Raw genomic sequence first — 18,755 nt, 5'->3', positions numbered from 1 at the left:
CCTGACCCTAAACCACATGATGCCCGACCTTGGGTGGCAGTTGGAGAAGGTAAAGTGGGGCGGGAAGGACTACGCCCGAGCGATCTGGCTGAAGCCTGGCTACACCCTCCACCGAGGTCGCGTAAAAGGACCTGATGGTTACGATCACCCCATCGATAAGCAGCCCGGCTACGACATCGATCTACGGGTCTAAGTCAGGCTAACCAAGCGCAGAGCTGTCCTCCTCAGGGATGGCTCTGGGCAAACCCAAAAGGGAGCACACCCGTTATACCCGTTGTACCCGTTCTGCAGGGGCATTTTTAGGGGCATTTCTGGCCAGATTAGGCGACCCAGAGGTGCTAAGTGTCATGTCAGGAAGAACTGGCTGGGGTGGTAGGATTCGAACCTACGGTACGCGGTACCAAAAACCGTTGCCTTACCACTTGGCTACACCCCAACCGTGCGGCGCTACTTACGCCGCTAAGGGGGCGGGATCAAGACCCCGGAAACGGAAAAATTGACTACTCTTCCGGAGCGTCTTTTTTCAACAGATCATCGCCCTGTTTTTCCGCCCGTTCAGACGCGACAATCCGGTCAAGCTCCTTGTCCATTGCCGCGTCCACATCGCCGACCGATGCCGTGGCCGCCGCAACTGCTTCGGCATTCGATGGCACGGGTGTGGTTACTGGTTCCGGGTGTGGCACAAGGGATGCGGCGGACGGGGCTTCGCCAACACCAAGAACGCGCAGGGTCGTTTCCGGCATGATGATTCCCGCATGGTCGAAGGCCGCCATGCACAGGCGCCACGCCTCGCTTCGGGCTTTGAGATAGCTGGTTTCGTGTTGTCTGATCCATCCGGCAACCTGAAGGATCACTGCGCTGTCGCCCAATTGTTCGATCCAGACCGCCGGGGCAGGTTCGTCGATGACGAATGGAAGCGAAGACACGGTCTGCAGCGCAAGCTCCTGCGCGCGGGCGAGATCGGTGTCGTAGGCCACGCCGAGGTCGATGACAAAGCGGCGCTCATCGTTGCGCGTGTAATTGACGATGCGGCTCTTGAAGACCGTCGCATTGGGAATCCGGATGTGATTGCCGTCAAAACTGAGAAGGATCGTAGCGCGGCTTGTCAGGCGTATGACCTTGCCGATATCGCCCTCGATCTCGACCTGATCGTTCGGGCGGAATGGCTGGCGAATCGACAGCATGATCGACGCGATGAAGTTTTCGACAGTGTCCCGAACGGCAAAGCCGATGGCGAGACCGATGATCCCGGCAGCGCCGAGAATGGTCGACAGAAGCGCCGTCGCGCCGAGGATATCGAGCGCGATCACAAGCCCGCCGAGAATGAATATGATGCGGATGACCTGTCGGTAGATGTCCGCGATGAACGCATTCGGCGCGAGCCTGTTCCAAGGGCGCTGCAGCCGGGCAATCAGGAAACCAACCGTTACCACAAGGGCAAAGGCAGCCAATGCAACGCCGGCCAGTGGCAGGTAGTTGATGAACTGCTCGGTCCGGGCGCGGAACCGTTCGATTGCCGGGTCGAGGCGTCGGGCGACGTCGGTGGTTTCCTGCACCTGGTTTTCGATGGTCACCACGCCTTCGACGCGGCCCGCGATTTCGTTGAGGCGATTGACGGCCGGACCGTCGATGGCGGTGCCCCTCAGGGTTACGATGCCGGAACTGACGGTGACGGTGACATCCTCGTAGCCATCGAGTTCGGTCAGGATTTCGCGGATGCGTCGGGCGATGGCGGCGTCCTGCTCATCGCTGTCATCCACCGTGATTGTGCCGGTTGGCTGATCAGTGCTTTGAGCGAGTGCAGGCGATGCACTCCAAAGCAGAAGGCAGAGTGTGAAGCAGGAAATAAAACGAAAGATGAAAGTCATGCCGCAACTCTGCGCAACGCATCAGGACTATTCAAGTGCGATGCCGTTCGCTGCTGACCCGCTGGCGTGATTAAGCATCCAATTCTGAAAGTGATGTGCCCATGTCAGGCGTCCAGACCCGGTGGCATCCGCGCCCTGCCCTTTTGGCCGCGTACAGTGCAATATCGGCGCGGTCTATGATCGTGGCAGGTTCGAGTCCCGAAGCCGAGATCGCGATCCCGATGCTTGCGCCGATCTGCGCGCCCTGCCGTTCGGTCAGGGTCGGGTCCGACACCCCGGAGATCAACGCGTCAGACAGGCCTGCCAATCGCAGGTGATCGGTGAGGCCGGGGCAAATGATGACAAACTCATCCCCACCCATGCGCACAAGCAGATCATTCTGTCGGGTCTGTGCGCGCATGACGTCGGCCACCTGTTTCAAGACAGTATCTCCGGTGGCATGGCCCAGCGTGTCATTGACCGTTTTGAAGCGGTCGAGGTCCATGTGCAGAACCGCGAAATCCGTTTCGGACTGACCAAGACGCATGAGGGCGCCGTCAAGTGCACGACGGTTGTGCAAGCCGGTCAAGCCATCGGTCAACGCTTCGGTTTCGGCCGCGAGCCGCGCGCCGTTCAGCCGCGTATTCAGGTTGAAGGACGCCGCCATCGCGGTTGATTTGGCTTCCTGCAGAAACAGGAGTTCTACCGCAAGATCGCTTGCCGCGAAATCCTTTGCCGTCAGCCCAAAGCGCCGAACCGCTGAAACCACAGCGATCCCGAAGGAAATATCAAGAATGAGCCCCCCTGACCGATCATCCAGAACGAGCGCGCGCAACGCCAGATCCGGTTCAGCCCGAAAGCGCAGACGGATCACCTGATCGGACAATTGCCTGAGCCCCGTCATATCCGAGGGGCGCGAGGGCCGTTGCACTTCAAAGACTTCAAGAAAGCGTTGCCCCACCAGATTGCCGGAACCCAGTTTGGCGATGCTGCGACCGGACTGGGTAATGTGACCTGTCTTGCCGATGCAAATGTGCAGCGGCCGTAGACTGGCAAGCAGTTCCAACGATCCGATCATTGGACCGTTGCCTCGGCCGCGTCGGACAGTGAGAACCCCCGATCCTCTGCGAACCCGGTATCTACGATCGAAACCTCGATCACTTCGGCCTCATCACGCCTTCCCACGTGGGTCAGTACCGCAAGCGTTCCATAGTCGTCGGCCAAGGCCCGCAGCAAGCCGACAAGCACATGGCCAAAGCCAGCGGGTGGACCGACACAATCGATTGTATACTGGTGCAGTATCGGTTCACGGACCCGGATTTGCGGCAGATCCAGCCCCGACACGGCCAGCCTCGTTCGCCCCGGCAGTTCATCAAGAGAATGAAGCAATTCGGGAAAGCTATCCCCGCCGAACCGCATCAACCTGCGGATGGAGGCGTGTTTCTGATGGGTGATCAGATAGGCCCCAATGTCCTCGAGAATGACGTCCTGCGACCGATCCAATTCTTCCGCACAGGCAGAGAGCAGCGCACACAGATGCGCTGGTTCGTATTGCAGCATCGCTTCGAAGGATGGAACATCCACGCCCGACCTCACGATCACGCGAGACCAGTAATCAGACCCGAAACTGTCCGTGACGAAGGCCTGTATCGTCCTGAAGATCAATCCATGCATGAGTCGCGCCCCTGATCCGTGGCGCAGACTGACAGCTCGGCCTTAAGAAACCACAAACACGGACCGGATCAAAAATCGGTCGGTGCTCCGCCTTCCGATTTCCGGCGTTCGACAAAGGCTGCGAGTTCCTCGCGCACCGACTCTTCCATGGGCGGCGCTTCGAAATCCTCCAGGATCGCTTTGTAGACGTGATGTGCCCGTTCTGCCGTCCAGATGCTTCCGGCCGCCTCCCACGCCTCGTAGTTTTTCCAATCCGACAGAAACGGCTGATAAAATGCAGTCGTGTAGCGTTCCTGCGTGTGTTTGGTGCCGAAGAAATGGCCGCTGCTGCCGACCTCCCGGATCGCTTCCAAGCCGAGCCCGTCGTCACTCACGTCACAGATCGCGGGGTCCATGTAGCGGATCAGCTGCTGCAGCACCTCGCAGTCCATGACGAATTTCTCAGGACTGGCGATAAGCCCGCCTTCCAGCCATCCGGCGGCGTGGTACACCATGTTCGTCCCGGATTGGATTGCCGCCCAGAGGCTGTGCTCCGTCTCCCACATCGCCTGCCCGTCCGGCACGTTTGCAGCACAAACGCCCGAGGACCGCATCGGCAGACCATAATATCGCGCCATCTGACCGGTCATCTGCGTGGCCCGCATGTATTCAGGGGTGCCGAAGGCCGGTGCGCCGGACTTCATGTCGACGTTTGACGTGAAGGTGCCTATGGCGCAGGGCGCGCCGGGGCGGATGATCTGCGCCAGCACGATGGCACTCAGCCCTTCGGCCAAGGATTGAGCAACGGCACCTGCCATCGTGACCGGAGCCATGGCCCCGGCAAGGGTGAACGGCGTCACGATGCAGCCCTGATTGCGCGCGGCACAGCGCATCCAGCCGTCCAGCATCGGGTAATCGTGCTTGAGCGGTGAGGTGGAATTGATGTTGGTATACATGCGCGGGCTGGCTTCGAATTCCGCATCGCTCAACTGCGCTGCAATCCGCACCATCTCCATCACGTCCTCAACCCGCTCTTTCCCGAGCGAATAGGCATGCGGCACCTTGTCGGTCAGCGTCAGCTTATCGTAGAGCACATCAAGGTGCCGGATGCTGGCATGCAGATCGACCGGCTCAACCGGATAACCGCCCGCGAAATGGATACAGTTGAAATACTGCGTCAGTTTCAGGAGGTTCTGGCACATCTCGCGCGTCCCGCTGACCTTGCGCCCAATCTCAAGGTCCCAGTAGCTGGGCGGCGAGGACACGTTCCCGAACAGAATGTGGTTGCTGCCCATCGTGATCTGTCGTTCGGGGTTGCGCGGAGTCATCGTGAACGACGATGGTGCCTTTCGCACGTATTCCATGACCATCTCTCGGTCCATACGCACGTTCTCGCCCGAGACCCGGCACCCCGCCTCACCCAGAATCCGGACGGCTTCGGGGTTGAGAAATTCGATACCCAGCTCTTCCAGGATCACCATTGCGGTGTCGTGGATCCGCGCCACACCTTCCTCGGTCAGAGGTTCGGTCGGTCGGTCGATATTGACCGGCAGGATCCACGGCAACTGTTCGATCGCGGCCGTTCCGCGTCTGGTCGCATGACCAGCCCGACCGCCACCGCGCTTCCTGCGTGTAGAAACCTCGTTCATGCGGAACCTCCTGCGTTATCCCGCTACAAAGGCACCGCCGACGCCAGTCTTCCTGTCGGAACACGACCCACCCGGTCGCTTTTGGAACGAGTTGTAGGGATCAGGGTAAACCAAGCCAGCCCGGCAGATGCCCGATATCGGGCAGAACCACATCGGCGTGCGGCTCCAGTTGGTCCGCTTGCGCCATTCCCGTCAGGACAGCAACGGTCCACATGCCAGCGGCACGTCCGGCGATCAGGTCATGTGTGCTGTCGCCGACCATAACTGCCCTGCCGGGTGCGACGCCAACCGCGTTGCAAAACGCGTGCAACTGTCCGGGCGCGGGCTTTGCCCCAAAGCCGCTGTCAGAGCCCGCGATGAAGTGGAAATGCCCGCGCACACCGGCAGCATCAAGATGGGCAAGCGCCGGACGTTCGGCATCGTTTGTTGCGACCCCCAGAAACAAACCCTGCACCGCGAAGCGTTGCAGAAGCGGTGCAAGCGGCACAGCCTCGGCCATCGGGGCATTGGCCGCTTCCTCGTTGATCATCGTGAACAGGTCGGTTCGCGACAGAAATGGAAATTCAGGCGACAGCACATCGACCAGCTCATCCGGCGTGCCAGCAATCACAAAGCTGTCCGCTTCGAATTTCCCCCGATCCACATCGAATCCTATGAGGTTTCCAAGAAACCCGGCCCGTGCCGCATCGCCTTCAGAGAGCTTGGCCAGCAGCCGCACGGCCCATGCTTCCCAGGTCGCAGCAAAGTCGAAAAGAGTTCCGTCCTTGTCGAACAGAAGTGCGCCAATGTCCCGGCGGGTCATGTCCAGTGCACCTGTGCGCCTCCGGGCAATGCCGCACGCGCCTGCATCATCCGGTCATATGGGATGGCCTCACTGTCACAGAATGCAATTACCCACGCGTCGTCCATCATGAGAAAATCCAGCACGGACGCTTGGAATTCCGGGGCTTCCAGTCCCTCACGAAACGCCGCTTCATCGGCACCGGTCGATCCCATGAACACCGGCAAAAGTTCGTCATTCGCCGCCAGCCAGGCAATCGCCCTGAGCGCAAGCTGCTCTGCCGCATCCCGAGAAAGCGCCATTTTTTAATATTTCCCAAACCCTTTCTTAACCAAATAGCGGCAATGAATTGGTGAGCAAAGCCTTAACGCACGCCCAAATGCGGAGTCCTCGTGTCCGGTCATGTCCTGATCATCGATGCTCTTACCAACCGCCGGATCCGCCTGCGCGCGCAACTCGATACGGCGGCATATGAGGTCGAGGTGGCAGATAATCTCCAAGAGGGTCTGAATCGCATCCAGGCCGCCCCGCCTGACGTGTTGATCGTGGCCGACGATCTGCCTGGGCTCCGTCTGCGCCAGATGTGCAAGGTCTTGCGGGCCAATCGGAAAACGCAGCTGACCACGATCATGGTGGCGGTTGCGCACGAAAATCACTCTGCTCGGGTCAGCGCGCTCATCGCAGGCGCGCATGATGTCATCGACCAGCACTCAGATGCTGCAGACCTGAAGGCAAGGCTGCGCAACTTCATGCGGATCAAACATGATGCGGTGGAAACGCGTTCAACCCCGGATGGTCTGGCGCATCGCGGACTTGCCGAAGCAGTATCGGAATTTCGACCGCAGACTACTGTAGCCGTTGTGCAATGCGGCGGACAGGAGACTTGGATCAAGCATAGTGACAACTGGGAGCAGGAAGCCGGGATCAATCTCGTGACCCTTACGCCGGATCAGGTGCGCCGGAGCCCGGACGGAAAGACAGACGTTTTTATTCTTGTCGAACGGGAAACCACCGATACCGCACGAGACCTTCTGAGCGCGCTGCGGGCACATCCCGACAGCCGCAACAGCCGCATCCTGTTTGTCACGGACCGATCCGCAGGCAGCGTGTCCCCGCTTGACCTTGGCGCGCACGATCTGGTGCCACCCGACGTGTCGTCCAAGGAACTGGCATTGCGCATTCAGCGGCTCGCTCGACAGAAACAGGACGCTGACCGCGCCCGCGCAGCAGCGTCGGAGCTGGAAGAAAAAGCCTATACCGATGCGCTGACCAAGCTGAAGAACCGTCAGGCCGCCGACGAATATCTGATCAGAACAGACCGTCTGCTTCGGGACAATCCGCGACCGTTGGCCGTTTTGATCGCGGATGTCGATCACTTCAAGGCAATCAACGACAGCCACGGCCACGCAGCGGGGGACGCCGTTCTCGCACATATCGCCTCGGTTCTCAGCGCAAATCTGAGAACCAGTGATTACATCGCGCGTTTCGGCGGGGAAGAATTCCTGATCGTTCTGCCGGATGCGGGGGCAGGTCAGGCACGCAGCGTCGCGCGGCGGCTGCGCGACGCCGTGGCGCGCAGTTCCTGGGCACTTGACCGGGGAACCCATGTGCGGGTCACTATCAGTATTGGTATCGCGCTGACCTCCCGGTCAGAGCGGAAAACCACCATCGATCTGTGCCGTGCAGCCGATATCGCGCTGTATTCTGCAAAGCGGAATGGCCGAAACCGTATCGAAATGGCCACTGCACGCGATTTCGAAGCCGTGTTGCCACAGAGAACCGGCTGAGCCTCAGCGCTCAATACGGCGTTCCAACCTGTCCAGTCGGTCTTCGATCCGATCCGCGTAGGCCTCACGGGCGCGATCGCTCATGGAGGCAATACGCTGCGCAAGTATCTGACGCCCCATGTCCTCGCGGCGCGCCCGGCGATCAGACTGCTCGGCCATCGCCTGGACAAAGGCGTCCGGGTCAAACGGGGTCGCGCGAAGTGTATCCAGCGTTGCCCGCAGATCGACCAAGACCGCCCCCCGATCCCGGCCCTGCCGCTCAAGCCCGGACATGAACTCGCGCCGCAGTGTCCGGCGGTCTTCCTCGCTCAGTTCTTTTGTAAAGATCGATCCGACATCCGTGCGATCCCGGTCGGCCCGTTTGTCCGGCCCTCCGGTGATCAGAAACCCGACCACGGCACCGGCGATCAGCAGGTTCGCGGCCAGCGACAGGAACAGTGTCAGGCGCATCCAGAACGGTGTCTTCTGTTTTGGTGTCTCGGTCATCTCAGCCATCCACCAGTAAGAGGTCGAACGCCCCGAGGCCTGCGCCCGTTTCGAACGCCGCGCTGTCGAGTGGTGTCAGTCCCAGCATGAGATCATCGGTCAGCGTGCCACCGGCCCAGACCCCGACGCAGGCCGTCATTGCAAGACCTGCCATCGCAGGCCAGCCACCAAGCGTACCGATCACCTGCCGCCAGAGCGGTTGCTTGTTCGTAACCGGCATCTCGGCCATCGCGTCGGAGAGAACCCGTTCCATCAGGCCCTCCGGAAGGTCCGGAACCGCGTGACGCGCGTCCGCAAACGCGGCCTCGAGCAGATCGTCAGTAGGAGGTCTGGACTGTGTCATCTGTATACCCCAAGTCTTTGCGCTGGCCGCTCAGAAGCGCAGTCAGTGCCCGTTTGCCGCGGGCGGTCAGACTTTCAACCGCGCGTGGCCCGATGTCCATGATCTGGGCAATTTCCATGTTGCCCAAACCTTCGATATGACGCAGCACGACCGCCTGTCGCTGCCGATCCGGCAATTGCATCAGCGCATCCTGCAATGCCAAACGACGTGCCTCATCCTGCATCTGTTCCTCGGCTCCCAGACCACCATCTGCAATCTCAAGGTCCTCTGGCAATCCGTCTGGTCGCGCTTTGCGCAGCCGATCGATGCAGAGATTCGCCGTCACCCGGTAAAGCCATGTCCGCACCGACGCGCCGCCCTGTGCGTCCCATCCCGGCGCCTGACGCCACAGCCGCAGCATCGCGTCCTGCGCCACGTCTTCGGCCTCGGCACGGTCATTGAGCATACGGAATGCATGGGCAAAGACCAACGGCGTGTAGGTGCTGGCAAGAGTCCGCGCCGCAGCGGCATCCCCGGCGGCATAAGCCTCAAGCAAAGCCGCCTCGGCAGCAGGATCGGTCTGGCTCTGGGTCATTCCACCGCGCGATTACGATTTCCGGTCCAGTCTATCATCTGCCCCGCGCAATGCACCTGCAACACGCGGGGCAGGTTCACATGATCAGCGGTCGCCGTGGCGCTTGGAGCCCGAATGGCCTCCGCGCTTGCCGCCCTGCTTGCCCATGCGGGCATCCGCGAACTCATCGGCGCTGACGACGCCATCGTCATTGGCGTCCAGCCGCTCGAACATCCGGGCCGGATCGCGACGCGAGGTCATTTCTTCTTCCGAAATCTTTCCGTCCTCGTTCGTGTCGAAACGGGCGATCATCCGTTCTGCCCGTTGCGCAGAGCGCTCCTGACCCATCGCGGCGATTTCCTCGGCTGTCAAAAAGCCGTCCCCGTCTGCGTCCGCCCGTGCAAATGGGGTCGCGCGGTTGGCAAATTCTTCTGCCGACACGCTGCCATCACCGTTTGTGTCGAGCTCTGCGAACATCTCTGTCCGGCGCTCATCACGGGCACCGTTTTCGTGCGCAAATGTCGTGGTCGCGCCTGTTGCGAGAAGCGCTGCGATCACCAATGTCGAAACCTGCTTGTTCATGCTCATGTCGTTTTCCTTTCGATGTCCGGACTACGCCGCCGGATCTTTTCAAACAGTGGGCCAAGTCGAAGCCATGTCGTCTTGGCATCCACTGCGTTTCACGGGGCCAGCCGGGTATTCCGTCGCAAAAAATTCGGATTTGTGTTCACGGTTCCGTGATTTGCGACATCCAGCCGCAAGGACAGTTTGGCGACTGTTCGTCGCTAACACCGCCCGCCATCTTGCACGCGGGAGAGCGAACATGACGACATCACATTCCACGCCGCAGGACGACCGTCCGACGTGGCCGGCAGTACGTAAGGGCTGGCGGCGCAAATGCCCGAATTGTGGCAGCGGCCCGCTTTTGAGCGGGTATCTCAAGGTGCGCGACACATGCCCTGTGTGCCGCGAGGAATTGCACCATCACCGCGCAGATGATGGCCCGGCATATCTGACGATTCTGATCGTCGGGCACCTGATGGCACCGCTTCTGCACATCGTGTTCGTGAATTTCCGCCCCGAACCGCTTGTCCTTTTCACCATCTTCGCGGTTGGCTGCGTCGCGCTGACGCTTTACCTTCTGCCAAGATTGAAAGGGGCGATCGTGGCGTTCCAATGGTCACGCCACATGCACGGGTTTGCAGATTCAGCCGCCTGACCCTTTCGTGGCGACAGGGGGCGCAGGTGTGAGCGACACAACAACGACCGACAAGACTGCGATCCGCGATGCAGCGACAGTGATTGTCCTGCGGGACCGGGATCACAGGCCCAGTGTGCTGATGGGGCAGCGCGGCGCCAAAGCCGCGTTCATGCCGAATAAATTCGTCTTCCCCGGTGGGGCGGTAGATGCAGAGGACGCGCATGTCCCTTTTGCCAAGCCGCTCTCTCCGCTCTGCGCAAGCCGGTTGACCGATGACGCGCCCATCGACCGCGCGCCCGCGCTTGCTGCGGCCGCCATCCGGGAGCTTTGGGAGGAAACCGGGCAAGTGCTTGGACAGCCCGGAACGTGGGGTACGACTCCCCCAAAGGGTTGGGAAGACTTTGCCAGCGGAGGGCACCTTCCGAACGCGGCGCCATTGCAGTTCGTCTTTCGCGCCATCACCCCACCGGGGCGCCCGCGCAGGTTCGACGCACGATTCTTCTTGCTGGATGCCGATGACCTGACGAGCGATCCCGACGATTTCTCGGCCGCATCCGACGAACTTGCCCATCTTCAGTGGATCTCACTCGATGAGGTGCGCGGTTTCGATCTGCCGTTCATAACGGAAGTTGTTCTGGCCGAAGTTGCCGCACGCGCTGCTGATCCAACGCCGCCCGCGTCGGTTCCGTTCTTCCGCAACGATGACGAAGAAAGCCTGTTTCTGAGGCTCTATGGGCGGCCCCTGCCGGACTAGAAGTCAGATCACCAGAATGAAGGTCAGGATCGAGAGCGCGAGAAATCCGATCCCGATCAGTTCGCGGGAGGTCACAGTCTCGCGGAAGAACAGGACCGACGCCAGAAGCGAAAAGATCAGCTCGATCTGACCGACGGCCTGAACATAGGCGGCGGTTTGTAGCGTAAACGCCGTGAACCATCCCAGCGACCCAGCCATCGAGGTCAAACCGACCCAGACGGCCACCCGCCGCGCCCGCCAAACAGCGGTCAGCTGACCGGGTTCACGCCAACGCAGCCAGAGAGCCATACCAATGAATTGTGAGGCCGTCACACAGACCAGCGTCACCCCGGCGCGAAGCAAAGCATCCTCACTGTCGATCTGAAGCGACGCCGCCCGGTATCCAGTGCCAGAGAAGGCAAAAAAGAACCCCGAGGTCAGCCCCAAAACGGTTGCGCGGCTGGACAGGCTCTTCCACACTCCCAGTTCCAGACCGGGCGTCCGCGACAGCAGAAGAACGCCGATCAGACCAATCAGGATCGCACCCCACCCCGCCAGCGAAATTTCGGCTCCGAAGAATGCAACACCGACGATGGCCGTCTGGATCACCTCGGTCTTCTTGAACGTGATGCCGACTGCAAAATTGCGTTGCCGAAACAAGGCAACGACGCAGATCGTGGCGAGGATCTGTGAAATTGCGCCCAACCATGCATAGAACCAGAACCACCCGTCGAGGACAGGCACAGGACTGCCCTGCGCCCAGAGGTAGACCGCCATAACCACAAGGGCAGCTGGAGCGGCGTAGGCGAAACGGGCAAAGGTCGACCCTGCGGTACTCAGCACATCGATGCTGAGCACCTTCTGCAGCATGAACCGCACGGTCTGAAAAAGCGCCGCGGCGACGCTTGCGAGTATCCAAAGCTCCATGCGCCTCTATGGCGTCAGCTCAGCCTTGTTGTCCATCCCGGTAAAGTGGATGCGGTACCGGATCTTTCGCCCGGAACAGAAACCGCCGGGCGATCTCTCCGTAGGTGCCATAGCGGTACCCTTCGTTTGTAGCGAGGTAGTCCTCGCGCCGGTCGCGGTACAACCCCGGCAGCGCGTACCATGGCACGCCGGGATGCGCGTGGTGGACGACATGCAGGTTGTTATGCAGGAAAAGCAGCGCGAAAAGGCCGCGATCCTCAACAATGGCGGTTCGGGCGGAAGACCGGTCATGCGCATGATGTTCAAGATAAGTGCGCAGTTTGAGCAGCGAGAGCGACACATAAACGGACAGCAGCCATGCCCAGATCGGCAGAGTGGCCACTGTGGCCACCCACAGGACGACGATCGCTGCAGCGGGAATGTGCAACACCCATCCAAGAAGAACACGACGATCGCCTGAGCGGATCAATTTCCAATCTGCCTGCATGAAGCTGATCTGACCCAGAACAGGACCGATGAGCAGACGTCCGGCAAGGGTGTTGTTGAAACGGCAAACGGACTGCCGCCATTTCGGCAACCCCGCCCAAACCTTTGGATCGAGGTAATTCGTCTCGGGATCATCATAGGGGTCGGTCAGCGTTTCGTCACAGTGATGTGCAAGATGCGTGTCGCGAAACCGCAGGTAAGGAACGACAAGCGACAGGGCGGGAAAAACCAACAGCGCGTTCAGGAACGGGCTGCGGGTCGGATGCCCATGGAGCGCCTCATGACTCAGGGATGAATGCTGCGCACCGGCGAGCGCCGCGAGAACAATCGCGAGGGGTACTGACCATGCGGCAACCCAAACGGTCGCAAGTCCCCAAAGCCCATAGGTTGCGCCAAGCATCAGAAGCGTCGGCCATTCTGCTGGTCTGCGGAGGTCCGCTGCGCGCGGCAGATGCGCTTTGGTCATATTCTCGTCTTCCGTGGCGTCCGACGCAAAATCTATCGCCAAGACGTCAGGGCAAGAATTTGGGGAATAGTGCACAAAGATCATGTATGGTGATTTTTGTCACCATCCGGTACTTTTTGACATGGACAAACGACTGCGCGCCGATCTGTTTCGCACACGTCTGATCATTGCGATCCGACGGGCCGGCACCAATCAAAGTGCCCTGGCGCGCGAGACGGGTGTTGACCGCTCCACGATCTCACAGCTTCTCAGGGATGACGCAGCCCGCCTCCCGAACGCGCATGTGGTCGGGGCCTGCGCAACGGCCCTTGGTGTGTCCGCCGACTGGTTGCTCGGACTGTCCGAACACCCCGAGAGCGCCACGGATCTGATGGCAAGCGCACTGACCCTGACGGACGCGCCCCGCGCTCTGGTGGATCAGCAGATCTACGATTGGCACCGCGAGGCGGAAGGGTACAAGATCCGGCATGTTCCGGCAGCGCTGCCGGATATGCTCAAGACCAACGACGTCCTGCACTGGGAATACGGGCCGCATCTGGGCCGCACAGCCGCACAGGCAATAACGGCATCTGCCAATCGGCTCGCATGGATGCGCCAGTCCGCATCCGACTATGAAATCGCCATGCCGTCCTTTGAGGTGCAGAGTTTTGCCGATGGCACCGGCTATTATGCCGGACTCCCATTAGAGATCAGGCGCAAACAGATCGAACACTGGCAGGACCTGACCGTGTCGCTTTACCCCCGGATGCGCCTCTACCTTTTCGATGCGCGGCAGCTCTTTTCGGCACCCATCACCGTGTTCGGGCCGCTGCTCTCGGTCATCTATGTCGGGCGCAACTACCTCGCGTTCCGTGACAGCCAGCGGGTCAGGGCTTTTTCCGACCATTTCGACCATCTGGTGCGTGAGGCGCAAATCACCGCGCGCGGTTTCCCGGATCACCTCGAGAAACTGCGCGCGAAGCTTGGCTGAGCCTCACGCTTCGGGCGTGTCAGGCCACCCGCTCCCCTGAGCCAGCGCGGATCGAATGGTCTCCGTATCCGCCCCCCTGTCACGGATCTCAGCCGGGGTTCGGGACGGAAGACCATCAAAGCGCGGCGCTGCCGCAGCCTGAAGCCCATCCGCCGTGTCATGCCATGTCTGTCGAGCGGCATTATGAGGATGTAAAAACGCCTCGCGGGGGCTCAGCACGGGCGCGACGCAGGCATCGGTACCTTCAAAACGTTCGGTCCAATATGCCGAATCCTTCCCCGCGAACAGCCTTTCCAACCGGGCCGACAATCGCGGCCAGGCCGACGCGTCGAATTGGCGTTCTGCGAAATCCGCGTCAGCTGCCAGATCCAGTATTTCGAGGAATTGAGCGTAAAACTTCGGCTCGAGACACTGAACACTCATGTACCGCCCATCTGCGCAGCAATAGGTCCGGGACCAGTGCGCTCCGACAAGCGGATTTTCCACCGCCGACGGGCCATCATCCACGCCGCCGTCAATTGACTGCAACAGGTTCTGCATGTGCGCCGCGCCGTCACAGATCGCGGCATCCACTACGGTCCCCCGTCCCGTGCGTCCGGCGGCAAGCAGCCCTGAGAGCATACCCGCCACAAGGTAAAGCGCACCCCCGCCGATGTCCCCGACAAGGGTCGGCGAAGCGGTTGGGCGTGCATCTCCGGTGGCGGACGACCAAAGCGCTCCCGCAAGCGAGATGTAGTTCAGATCATGCCCCGCCTGATGCGCCATCGGACCGGTCTGCCCCCACCCCGTCATCCGACCATAGACAAGGCGCGGGTTTACGGCATGGCATGCTTCCGGCCCAAGCCCGAGGCGTTCCATGACACCGGGACGAAAGCCCTCGATAAGACCGTCAGCGCCATCGACCAGTTTGAGGAAGTCCTTGCGATCCGCTTCGTTCTTGAGATCAAGCACGATGGACCGCTTGCCGCGGTCCGTCACCGGCCGCTCCCTGAGGCCCGCCACAGGGCCGGAGCGGGGACGATGCACAACGATCACATCGGCCCCCAGATCCGCCAGCATCATCGCGGCAAACGGACCGGGGCCGATGCCTTCGACCTCGAGAATACGGAAACCTGTCAGCGGCGCATCTGTCATCGACTGGCCTAGTAGGGCATCGGATGCAGTTTGTGCGTTGCGTCCAGTGCCGCCATTACGTCGTCGGCCAGCGTCATGTCAGACGCCTTGAGCAGATGCTCAAGCTGTTCCGAAGTTGTCGCACCAAAGATCGAGGAGGCCACGAAAGGCCGCTGTGCGGACCATGCCAGCGCCATCAGGGTCAGATCGAGCCCAGCGTCTTTTGCCACCTTGGCGTAAGCGTCCACCGCCTCGAAGGCGCGGTCAGTCTTGCGGCCCCCAAGGTTGCCGTTGAGAGACATGCGCGATCCCTCCGGTACCGCACCGTTCTGGTACTTGCCGGTCAGCAGGCCCGCCGCCAACGGCGAAAACGGCAAGAGCGACACCTCTTCATTGACCATGAGTTCCGCAAGGTCGGTATCCGCCAGGCGGCACATCAGGGAATACTCGTTCTGTATGCTTTCCATCCGCGGTCCGGCCATGGCCTCGGCCACCCGCAGCCACATCGCCGTGCCCCATGCGCTTTCATTGGACAGGCCAATATGCCGGATGCGCCCCTTTTCGATTTCGCGGCCCAATGCGCCGAGGACATCCGCCATGTTCTGCAAAGTTGCTGCCCGATCCTGTTTCGTGGGATCGAAGGTCCAGTTTTGCCGGAACATATAGGACCCCCGGTTTGGCCAGTGGAGCTGGTACAGATCGATGTGATCCACCTTAAGCCGCTTCAGCGACCCTTCGACTGCTTCGGGAACGGACTCGCTGGTGATGGGCGCACCGTCACGCACGTACTGCATCCCTTCACCCGAGTGTTTGGTGGCGACGATCCATTCGTTGCGACGGCCTGTCTTTGCAAACCAGTTTCCGAGAATTTCCTCGGTCAGACCGATCGTTTCCTTTGCAACGGGATTGACCGGGTACATCTCTGCCGCATCGAGAAAGTTGATCCCGGCATCAAGCGCCATTTCCATCTGCCGATGGGCATCGGCTTCGGGCGTCTGATTTCCGAATGTCATCGTGCCGAGGCACAGCTCCGAAACAACAAGGTCGGTCCTGCCCAGTGTGTTCATCTTCATCGCGCGTTCCTTCACAGTCAGTTGCGCGCAAGGTAGCGGCTACAGCCCGCTCTGCAAGCCGACTGCGATATCCGTCTGCGACACGGCGAGCGATTTCATCACCGCGAAGCAGTCGGTGCCTTCCACGATATTCAGAGCATCCGCACTGCGCCGCGTGATACGGGCCAGCAAACGGTCCTGCCCCGCCTGCACCTGAACGATCACCCCGGGCCCTTCGCCGCGCCGGACAGTCAGCACTTTGACCGGAAGCACGTTCAACGCGGAAATCTGCTCGGGCCGGGTTCGGGCCAGAATCACATCCTGCGCAAGAATACGCACCCGCAGTTGGGTCCCGACAGGCGCTTCGACGGAGGGCAGATAGAGCCGACCGCCGGAGACGGTGAGTTCCGTCAGTCCATCATCAGGATGCGCCGCAACGGTTGCGGACAAAACTGCACCGGCATCGCGAATGCCCAAGAGGCGAACCATATCCGGGTCGGTCAGAACCTCCTCGGGTACGCCGGAGCGGACAACGCGCCCCTCGTCGATCAGCACGATATGGGTGGCAAGGCGGGCCACCTCGGCCATGTTGTGGGTGACATATAGGATCGACAGACCGGTTTCGCGGCGCAGGGTCTCGAGATAGGGCAGGATCTCGGCTTTGCGCGGTCCGTCGAGTGATGCCAGCGGTTCATCCATCAGCAGCATGTCCGGCTCGGACAAGAGCGCCCGTCCAATCGCCACGCGTTGCGCCTCGCCGCCGGACAGGGAATGTGTCCGTCTGTCGAACAAATGCGAAATGCCCAGCAGCTGTCCGACCTCGCCCGGATCGCGCGTACCGCGACCGCTGGCCCGTGCTGCATAGGCCAAATTGTCCCGGACGCTCAGATGCGGGAAGAGGCGACTGTCCTGAAACACATATCCCAACCGCCTTTTGTGAACCGGAACATCGACACCACCCGAGCGGTCAAACAGGACACGCCCCCCCACCGCAATCCGCCCTTGCTCTGGCGTGACCAGCCCGGCGATGGATTTGACAACGGTGGTCTTTCCGCTGCCCGACCGCCCAAACAGGACGGTAACACCGTCTGGCGCTTCGAACTGCGTCTGCAGGTGAAACCCGCCCAGCCCGCGTCGGATATCGACAGACAGACTCATGTTCCCGAAATCCGCCTTGCGACCCGGCGCGACAGCCATTCGGACAAGACCAGCGCGCCGATTGCGATGACGACCGCCACGACAACCAACCGCAGCGCCGCACTTTCTCCGCCCGGGACCTGAAGGAAGGCGTATATCGCCGACGGGACCGTTCTGGTTTCACCGGGGATGTTCGATACGAAGGTGATCGTTGCGCCGAACTCGCCCATCGCCTTTGCGAACGCCAATACGGCACCCGCGATGATCCCCGGAAGGATCAGCGGCAGGGTCACCGTCCGAAACACGGTGAAGCGGTCTGCCCCAAGTGTCGCTGCGGCCTCTTCAAGCTTCGGATCGACCGCCTCGATCGCCAGCCGCATCGCCCGAACCATCAGCGGGAACGCCATGATGGACGCGGCCAGCGCCGCTCCGGTCCACTGAAACGCCAAAGTGATCCCGAACAGGTCATGGAGCACCGATCCGACGGGACCGCGCCGCCCGAAGCTCAGAAGCAATAGGTACCCGGTCACCACCGGCGGCAACACCAAAGGCAGATGCACCAGCCAGTTCAGGACGTCACGCCCAAGGAACCGCCCGCGTGCCAGCGCCAGTGCGCAGAGCAATCCGAAGGGCAGGCTCAGAAGTGTCGCCCAGAACGACACTTTCAGGGACAGCGCCACTGCTTCCCATTCCTCGGGGCCCAGCCAATCCGTCATTCGCCCGGACCCGGCTTCAGAAAACCGTGGCTTTCAAGGACCACTTCTGCGTCCTCACTGGTCAACCATTGAACAAACGCCGCCGCCGTATCGGGTGCGGGGCTGTCGCTGACAACAGCAGCGGGATAGCGGATCGGCGGGTGGGTGTCTTCAGAGAACTGCCCGGCCACCACAACACGCGGTTCCGCCCGCGCGTCGGTCGAATAGACCACTCCCAGCGGCGCCTCTCCGAGCGCCACCAACGCAAGGGCCGCGCGCACGTTGTCGGTGGGAGCGAGGCGGTGCGCAACAGCCTCCCAAAGACCCAACTTCATCAGGGCTGTCTTTGCGTAGATCCCGGCAGGCACCGCTTCGGGCAGCGCAATTGCCAACCGCCCGTCAGCGCCCAGCATCCCTGGAAGATCGGTGCCCGTGGTCACATCCCCAGCGGATTGCACTGACGGGTCATGCGCAATCAGCACCAGCCGGTTCGCCGCGATATCAACCCTGCTGTCCGGCAGGACCCGTCCCGCCTCGGCCAGCCAGTCCATCCATTCGCCATTCGCAGACACGAACACGTCTGCCGGCGCGCCGGCGTCGATCTGACGGGCCAGTGTCGAGCTGCCCGCGAGCACAAGCGTCACCGTCTGCCCGGTCTCCGCCTCCCATCCGGAGGCCAGATCGGCCATCGCATCCCCCAACGAGGCGGCTGCGAATACGGTCAGTTCCGCAGCTTTTGCAGGCACGCAAAGCCACGTCAACAGCACCGTCGCGCGCAGAAGAGGGATCATGAACACCGGTCCATACTATGTGCAACTCTTTGAGGCACCAGACCAATAGCTCTGACCCGAGGCAAGGGAAAGCGCACGGGGTGCG

At 61.1% G+C, this 18,755-nt stretch carries 22 protein-coding genes and 1 tRNA gene; 5 read left to right on the top strand and 18 right to left on the bottom strand.

The window, feature by feature from the left end:
* Positions 1 to 193 (top strand): hypothetical protein (locus MGEO_RS21775; RefSeq protein ID WP_233139997.1); only part of this gene is annotated, 193 nt, incomplete at its 5' end.
* A 168-nt stretch (positions 194 to 361) separates the two neighbouring features.
* On the opposite strand, the gene MGEO_RS18310 is transcribed toward MGEO_RS21775, so the two are convergent.
* The 7 genes from MGEO_RS18310 to MGEO_RS18280 form a co-directional block, all read right to left on the bottom strand.
* Positions 362 to 436, bottom strand: a tRNA-Gln gene (locus tag MGEO_RS18310).
* Positions 437 to 500: 64 nt separating this feature from the next.
* Positions 501 to 1,868, bottom strand: coding sequence for a mechanosensitive ion channel family protein (locus MGEO_RS18305; RefSeq protein ID WP_085641079.1), 1,368 nt, complete (start codon positions 1,866 to 1,868; stop codon positions 501 to 503).
* A 70-nt stretch (positions 1,869 to 1,938) separates the two neighbouring features.
* The gene (locus MGEO_RS18300) at positions 1,939 to 2,925 is read right to left on the bottom strand and encodes a GGDEF domain-containing protein (protein WP_085641077.1); all 987 of its coding nucleotides are present in this window, start codon (positions 2,923 to 2,925) and stop codon (positions 1,939 to 1,941) included.
* Positions 2,922 to 3,521 carry a heme NO-binding domain-containing protein gene (locus MGEO_RS18295; protein ID WP_085641075.1) on the bottom strand — a complete coding sequence of 200 codons (600 nt, stop codon included), beginning with the start codon at positions 3,519 to 3,521 and terminating at the stop codon, positions 2,922 to 2,924. The genes MGEO_RS18300 and MGEO_RS18295 overlap by 4 nt, the downstream gene beginning before the upstream one ends.
* A 68-nt stretch (positions 3,522 to 3,589) precedes the next feature.
* Entirely contained in the window at positions 3,590 to 5,149 is a 1,560-nt protein-coding gene (locus tag MGEO_RS18290; protein ID WP_085641073.1) for a trimethylamine methyltransferase family protein, read from the bottom strand.
* Positions 5,150 to 5,249: 100 nt separating this feature from the next.
* A complete protein-coding gene (locus tag MGEO_RS18285) occupies positions 5,250 to 5,951 on the bottom strand; it encodes an HAD family hydrolase (RefSeq protein ID WP_085641071.1) in 702 nt (233 codons plus the stop codon).
* Positions 5,948 to 6,232, bottom strand: a complete 285-nt coding sequence (locus tag MGEO_RS18280) for a DUF3572 domain-containing protein (protein ID WP_085641069.1) — start codon at positions 6,230 to 6,232, stop codon at positions 5,948 to 5,950. Before MGEO_RS18280 ends, MGEO_RS18285 begins: the two co-directional genes overlap by 4 nt.
* Before the next feature lie 90 nt (positions 6,233 to 6,322).
* Here MGEO_RS18280 and MGEO_RS18275 point away from each other — a divergent pair, with 90 nt between their 5' ends.
* Positions 6,323 to 7,717: a GGDEF domain-containing response regulator gene (locus MGEO_RS18275; protein WP_085641067.1), complete on the top strand. Its 1,395-nt coding sequence runs from the start codon at positions 6,323 to 6,325 to the stop codon at positions 7,715 to 7,717.
* Positions 7,718 to 7,720: 3 nt separating this feature from the next.
* Here the strand turns inward: MGEO_RS18275 and MGEO_RS18270 are convergent, their stop codons facing one another.
* From MGEO_RS18270 to MGEO_RS18255, 4 genes are all read right to left on the bottom strand, one after another.
* Positions 7,721 to 8,203 carry a periplasmic heavy metal sensor gene (locus MGEO_RS18270; protein ID WP_158091049.1) on the bottom strand — a complete coding sequence of 161 codons (483 nt, stop codon included), beginning with the start codon at positions 8,201 to 8,203 and terminating at the stop codon, positions 7,721 to 7,723.
* A 1-nt stretch (position 8,204) separates the two neighbouring features.
* Positions 8,205 to 8,546 (bottom strand): hypothetical protein, encoded by a 342-nt coding sequence (locus MGEO_RS18265; RefSeq protein ID WP_085641063.1) that lies wholly within the window; start codon positions 8,544 to 8,546, stop codon positions 8,205 to 8,207.
* Positions 8,521 to 9,120: a sigma-70 family RNA polymerase sigma factor gene (locus MGEO_RS18260; protein WP_085641061.1), complete on the bottom strand. Its 600-nt coding sequence runs from the start codon at positions 9,118 to 9,120 to the stop codon at positions 8,521 to 8,523. Before MGEO_RS18260 ends, MGEO_RS18265 begins: the two co-directional genes overlap by 26 nt.
* 84 nt (positions 9,121 to 9,204) lie before the next feature.
* Positions 9,205 to 9,687: an EF-hand domain-containing protein gene (locus tag MGEO_RS18255; RefSeq protein ID WP_085641059.1), complete on the bottom strand. Its 483-nt coding sequence runs from the start codon at positions 9,685 to 9,687 to the stop codon at positions 9,205 to 9,207.
* 235 nt (positions 9,688 to 9,922) lie between these two features.
* On the opposite strand from MGEO_RS18255, the gene MGEO_RS18250 reads away from it, so the two are divergent.
* Both MGEO_RS18250 and MGEO_RS18245 read left to right on the top strand, forming a co-directional pair.
* Complete coding sequence (locus MGEO_RS18250; protein ID WP_085641057.1) at positions 9,923 to 10,318, top strand: DUF983 domain-containing protein; 396 nt, start codon at positions 9,923 to 9,925, stop codon at positions 10,316 to 10,318.
* 28 nt (positions 10,319 to 10,346) lie between these two features.
* Positions 10,347 to 11,054 carry an NUDIX hydrolase gene (locus tag MGEO_RS18245; protein WP_085641055.1) on the top strand — a complete coding sequence of 236 codons (708 nt, stop codon included), beginning with the start codon at positions 10,347 to 10,349 and terminating at the stop codon, positions 11,052 to 11,054.
* A 3-nt stretch (positions 11,055 to 11,057) separates the two neighbouring features.
* On the opposite strand, the gene MGEO_RS18240 is transcribed toward MGEO_RS18245, so the two are convergent.
* Positions 11,058 to 11,960 (bottom strand): DMT family transporter, encoded by a 903-nt coding sequence (locus tag MGEO_RS18240; RefSeq protein ID WP_085641053.1) that lies wholly within the window; start codon positions 11,958 to 11,960, stop codon positions 11,058 to 11,060.
* Between the two features lie 19 nt (positions 11,961 to 11,979).
* Positions 11,980 to 12,954, bottom strand: a complete 975-nt coding sequence (locus tag MGEO_RS18235; protein ID WP_233139995.1) for a fatty acid desaturase — start codon at positions 12,952 to 12,954, stop codon at positions 11,980 to 11,982.
* Between the two features lie 79 nt (positions 12,955 to 13,033).
* Here MGEO_RS18235 and MGEO_RS18230 point away from each other — a divergent pair, with 79 nt between their 5' ends.
* Positions 13,034 to 13,882: a helix-turn-helix domain-containing protein gene (locus MGEO_RS18230; RefSeq protein WP_233139993.1), complete on the top strand. Its 849-nt coding sequence runs from the start codon at positions 13,034 to 13,036 to the stop codon at positions 13,880 to 13,882.
* A 3-nt stretch (positions 13,883 to 13,885) separates the two neighbouring features.
* On the opposite strand, the gene MGEO_RS18225 is transcribed toward MGEO_RS18230, so the two are convergent.
* From MGEO_RS18225 to modA, 5 genes are read right to left on the bottom strand one after another with little or no spacing between them, the layout of a single operon-like run.
* Complete coding sequence (locus MGEO_RS18225; RefSeq protein WP_085641049.1) at positions 13,886 to 15,016, bottom strand: CaiB/BaiF CoA transferase family protein; 1,131 nt, start codon at positions 15,014 to 15,016, stop codon at positions 13,886 to 13,888.
* Positions 15,017 to 15,024: 8 nt separating this feature from the next.
* Positions 15,025 to 16,068: an aldo/keto reductase gene (locus tag MGEO_RS18220; RefSeq protein WP_085641047.1), complete on the bottom strand. Its 1,044-nt coding sequence runs from the start codon at positions 16,066 to 16,068 to the stop codon at positions 15,025 to 15,027.
* A 39-nt stretch (positions 16,069 to 16,107) separates the two neighbouring features.
* Entirely contained in the window at positions 16,108 to 17,205 is a 1,098-nt protein-coding gene (gene modC / locus MGEO_RS18215; protein ID WP_085641045.1) for a molybdenum ABC transporter ATP-binding protein, read from the bottom strand.
* Positions 17,202 to 17,900, bottom strand: coding sequence for a molybdate ABC transporter permease subunit (modB, locus tag MGEO_RS18210; RefSeq protein ID WP_085641043.1), 699 nt, complete (start codon positions 17,898 to 17,900; stop codon positions 17,202 to 17,204). Before modB ends, modC begins: the two co-directional genes overlap by 4 nt.
* The gene (modA, locus tag MGEO_RS18205; protein ID WP_085641042.1) at positions 17,897 to 18,670 is read right to left on the bottom strand and encodes a molybdate ABC transporter substrate-binding protein; all 774 of its coding nucleotides are present in this window, start codon (positions 18,668 to 18,670) and stop codon (positions 17,897 to 17,899) included. Before modA ends, modB begins: the two co-directional genes overlap by 4 nt.
* Between the last annotated feature and the right edge of the window lie 85 nt (positions 18,671 to 18,755).

Source organism: Marivita geojedonensis (assembly GCF_002115805.1).
Classification (GTDB): domain Bacteria; phylum Pseudomonadota; class Alphaproteobacteria; order Rhodobacterales; family Rhodobacteraceae; genus Marivita; species Marivita geojedonensis.
Note: the sequence above shows the minus strand (reverse complement) of the source record. Positions and strands in the feature narration are given on the sequence as shown.

What these genes read in the sequence shown, in the direction of transcription:
- MGEO_RS18305 (WP_085641079.1), bottom strand. Translation starts at nt 1,868, where the DNA reads ATGACTTTCATCTTTCGTTTTATTTCCTGCTTCACACTCTGCCTTCTG.
- MGEO_RS18300 (WP_085641077.1), bottom strand. Translation starts at nt 2,925, where the DNA reads ATGATCGGATCGTTGGAACTGCTTGCCAGTCTACGGCCGCTGCACATT.
- MGEO_RS18295 (WP_085641075.1), bottom strand. Translation starts at nt 3,521, where the DNA reads ATGCATGGATTGATCTTCAGGACGATACAGGCCTTCGTCACGGACAGT.
- MGEO_RS18290 (WP_085641073.1), bottom strand. Translation starts at nt 5,149, where the DNA reads ATGAACGAGGTTTCTACACGCAGGAAGCGCGGTGGCGGTCGGGCTGGT.
- MGEO_RS18285 (WP_085641071.1), bottom strand. Translation starts at nt 5,951, where the DNA reads ATGACCCGCCGGGACATTGGCGCACTTCTGTTCGACAAGGACGGAACT.
- MGEO_RS18280 (WP_085641069.1), bottom strand. Translation starts at nt 6,232, where the DNA reads ATGGCGCTTTCTCGGGATGCGGCAGAGCAGCTTGCGCTCAGGGCGATT.
- MGEO_RS18270 (WP_158091049.1), bottom strand. Translation starts at nt 8,203, where the DNA reads ATGACCGAGACACCAAAACAGAAGACACCGTTCTGGATGCGCCTGACA.
- MGEO_RS18265 (WP_085641063.1), bottom strand. Translation starts at nt 8,546, where the DNA reads ATGACACAGTCCAGACCTCCTACTGACGATCTGCTCGAGGCCGCGTTT.
- MGEO_RS18260 (WP_085641061.1), bottom strand. Translation starts at nt 9,120, where the DNA reads ATGACCCAGAGCCAGACCGATCCTGCTGCCGAGGCGGCTTTGCTTGAG.
- MGEO_RS18255 (WP_085641059.1), bottom strand. Translation starts at nt 9,687, where the DNA reads ATGAGCATGAACAAGCAGGTTTCGACATTGGTGATCGCAGCGCTTCTC.
- MGEO_RS18250 (WP_085641057.1), top strand. Translation starts at nt 9,923, where the DNA reads ATGACGACATCACATTCCACGCCGCAGGACGACCGTCCGACGTGGCCG.
- MGEO_RS18240 (WP_085641053.1), bottom strand. Translation starts at nt 11,960, where the DNA reads ATGGAGCTTTGGATACTCGCAAGCGTCGCCGCGGCGCTTTTTCAGACC.
- MGEO_RS18230 (WP_233139993.1), top strand. Translation starts at nt 13,034, where the DNA reads ATGGACAAACGACTGCGCGCCGATCTGTTTCGCACACGTCTGATCATT.
- MGEO_RS18225 (WP_085641049.1), bottom strand. Translation starts at nt 15,016, where the DNA reads ATGACAGATGCGCCGCTGACAGGTTTCCGTATTCTCGAGGTCGAAGGC.
- MGEO_RS18220 (WP_085641047.1), bottom strand. Translation starts at nt 16,068, where the DNA reads ATGAAGATGAACACACTGGGCAGGACCGACCTTGTTGTTTCGGAGCTG.
- modC (WP_085641045.1), bottom strand. Translation starts at nt 17,205, where the DNA reads ATGAGTCTGTCTGTCGATATCCGACGCGGGCTGGGCGGGTTTCACCTG.
- modB (WP_085641043.1), bottom strand. Translation starts at nt 17,900, where the DNA reads ATGACGGATTGGCTGGGCCCCGAGGAATGGGAAGCAGTGGCGCTGTCC.
- modA (WP_085641042.1), bottom strand. Translation starts at nt 18,670, where the DNA reads ATGATCCCTCTTCTGCGCGCGACGGTGCTGTTGACGTGGCTTTGCGTG.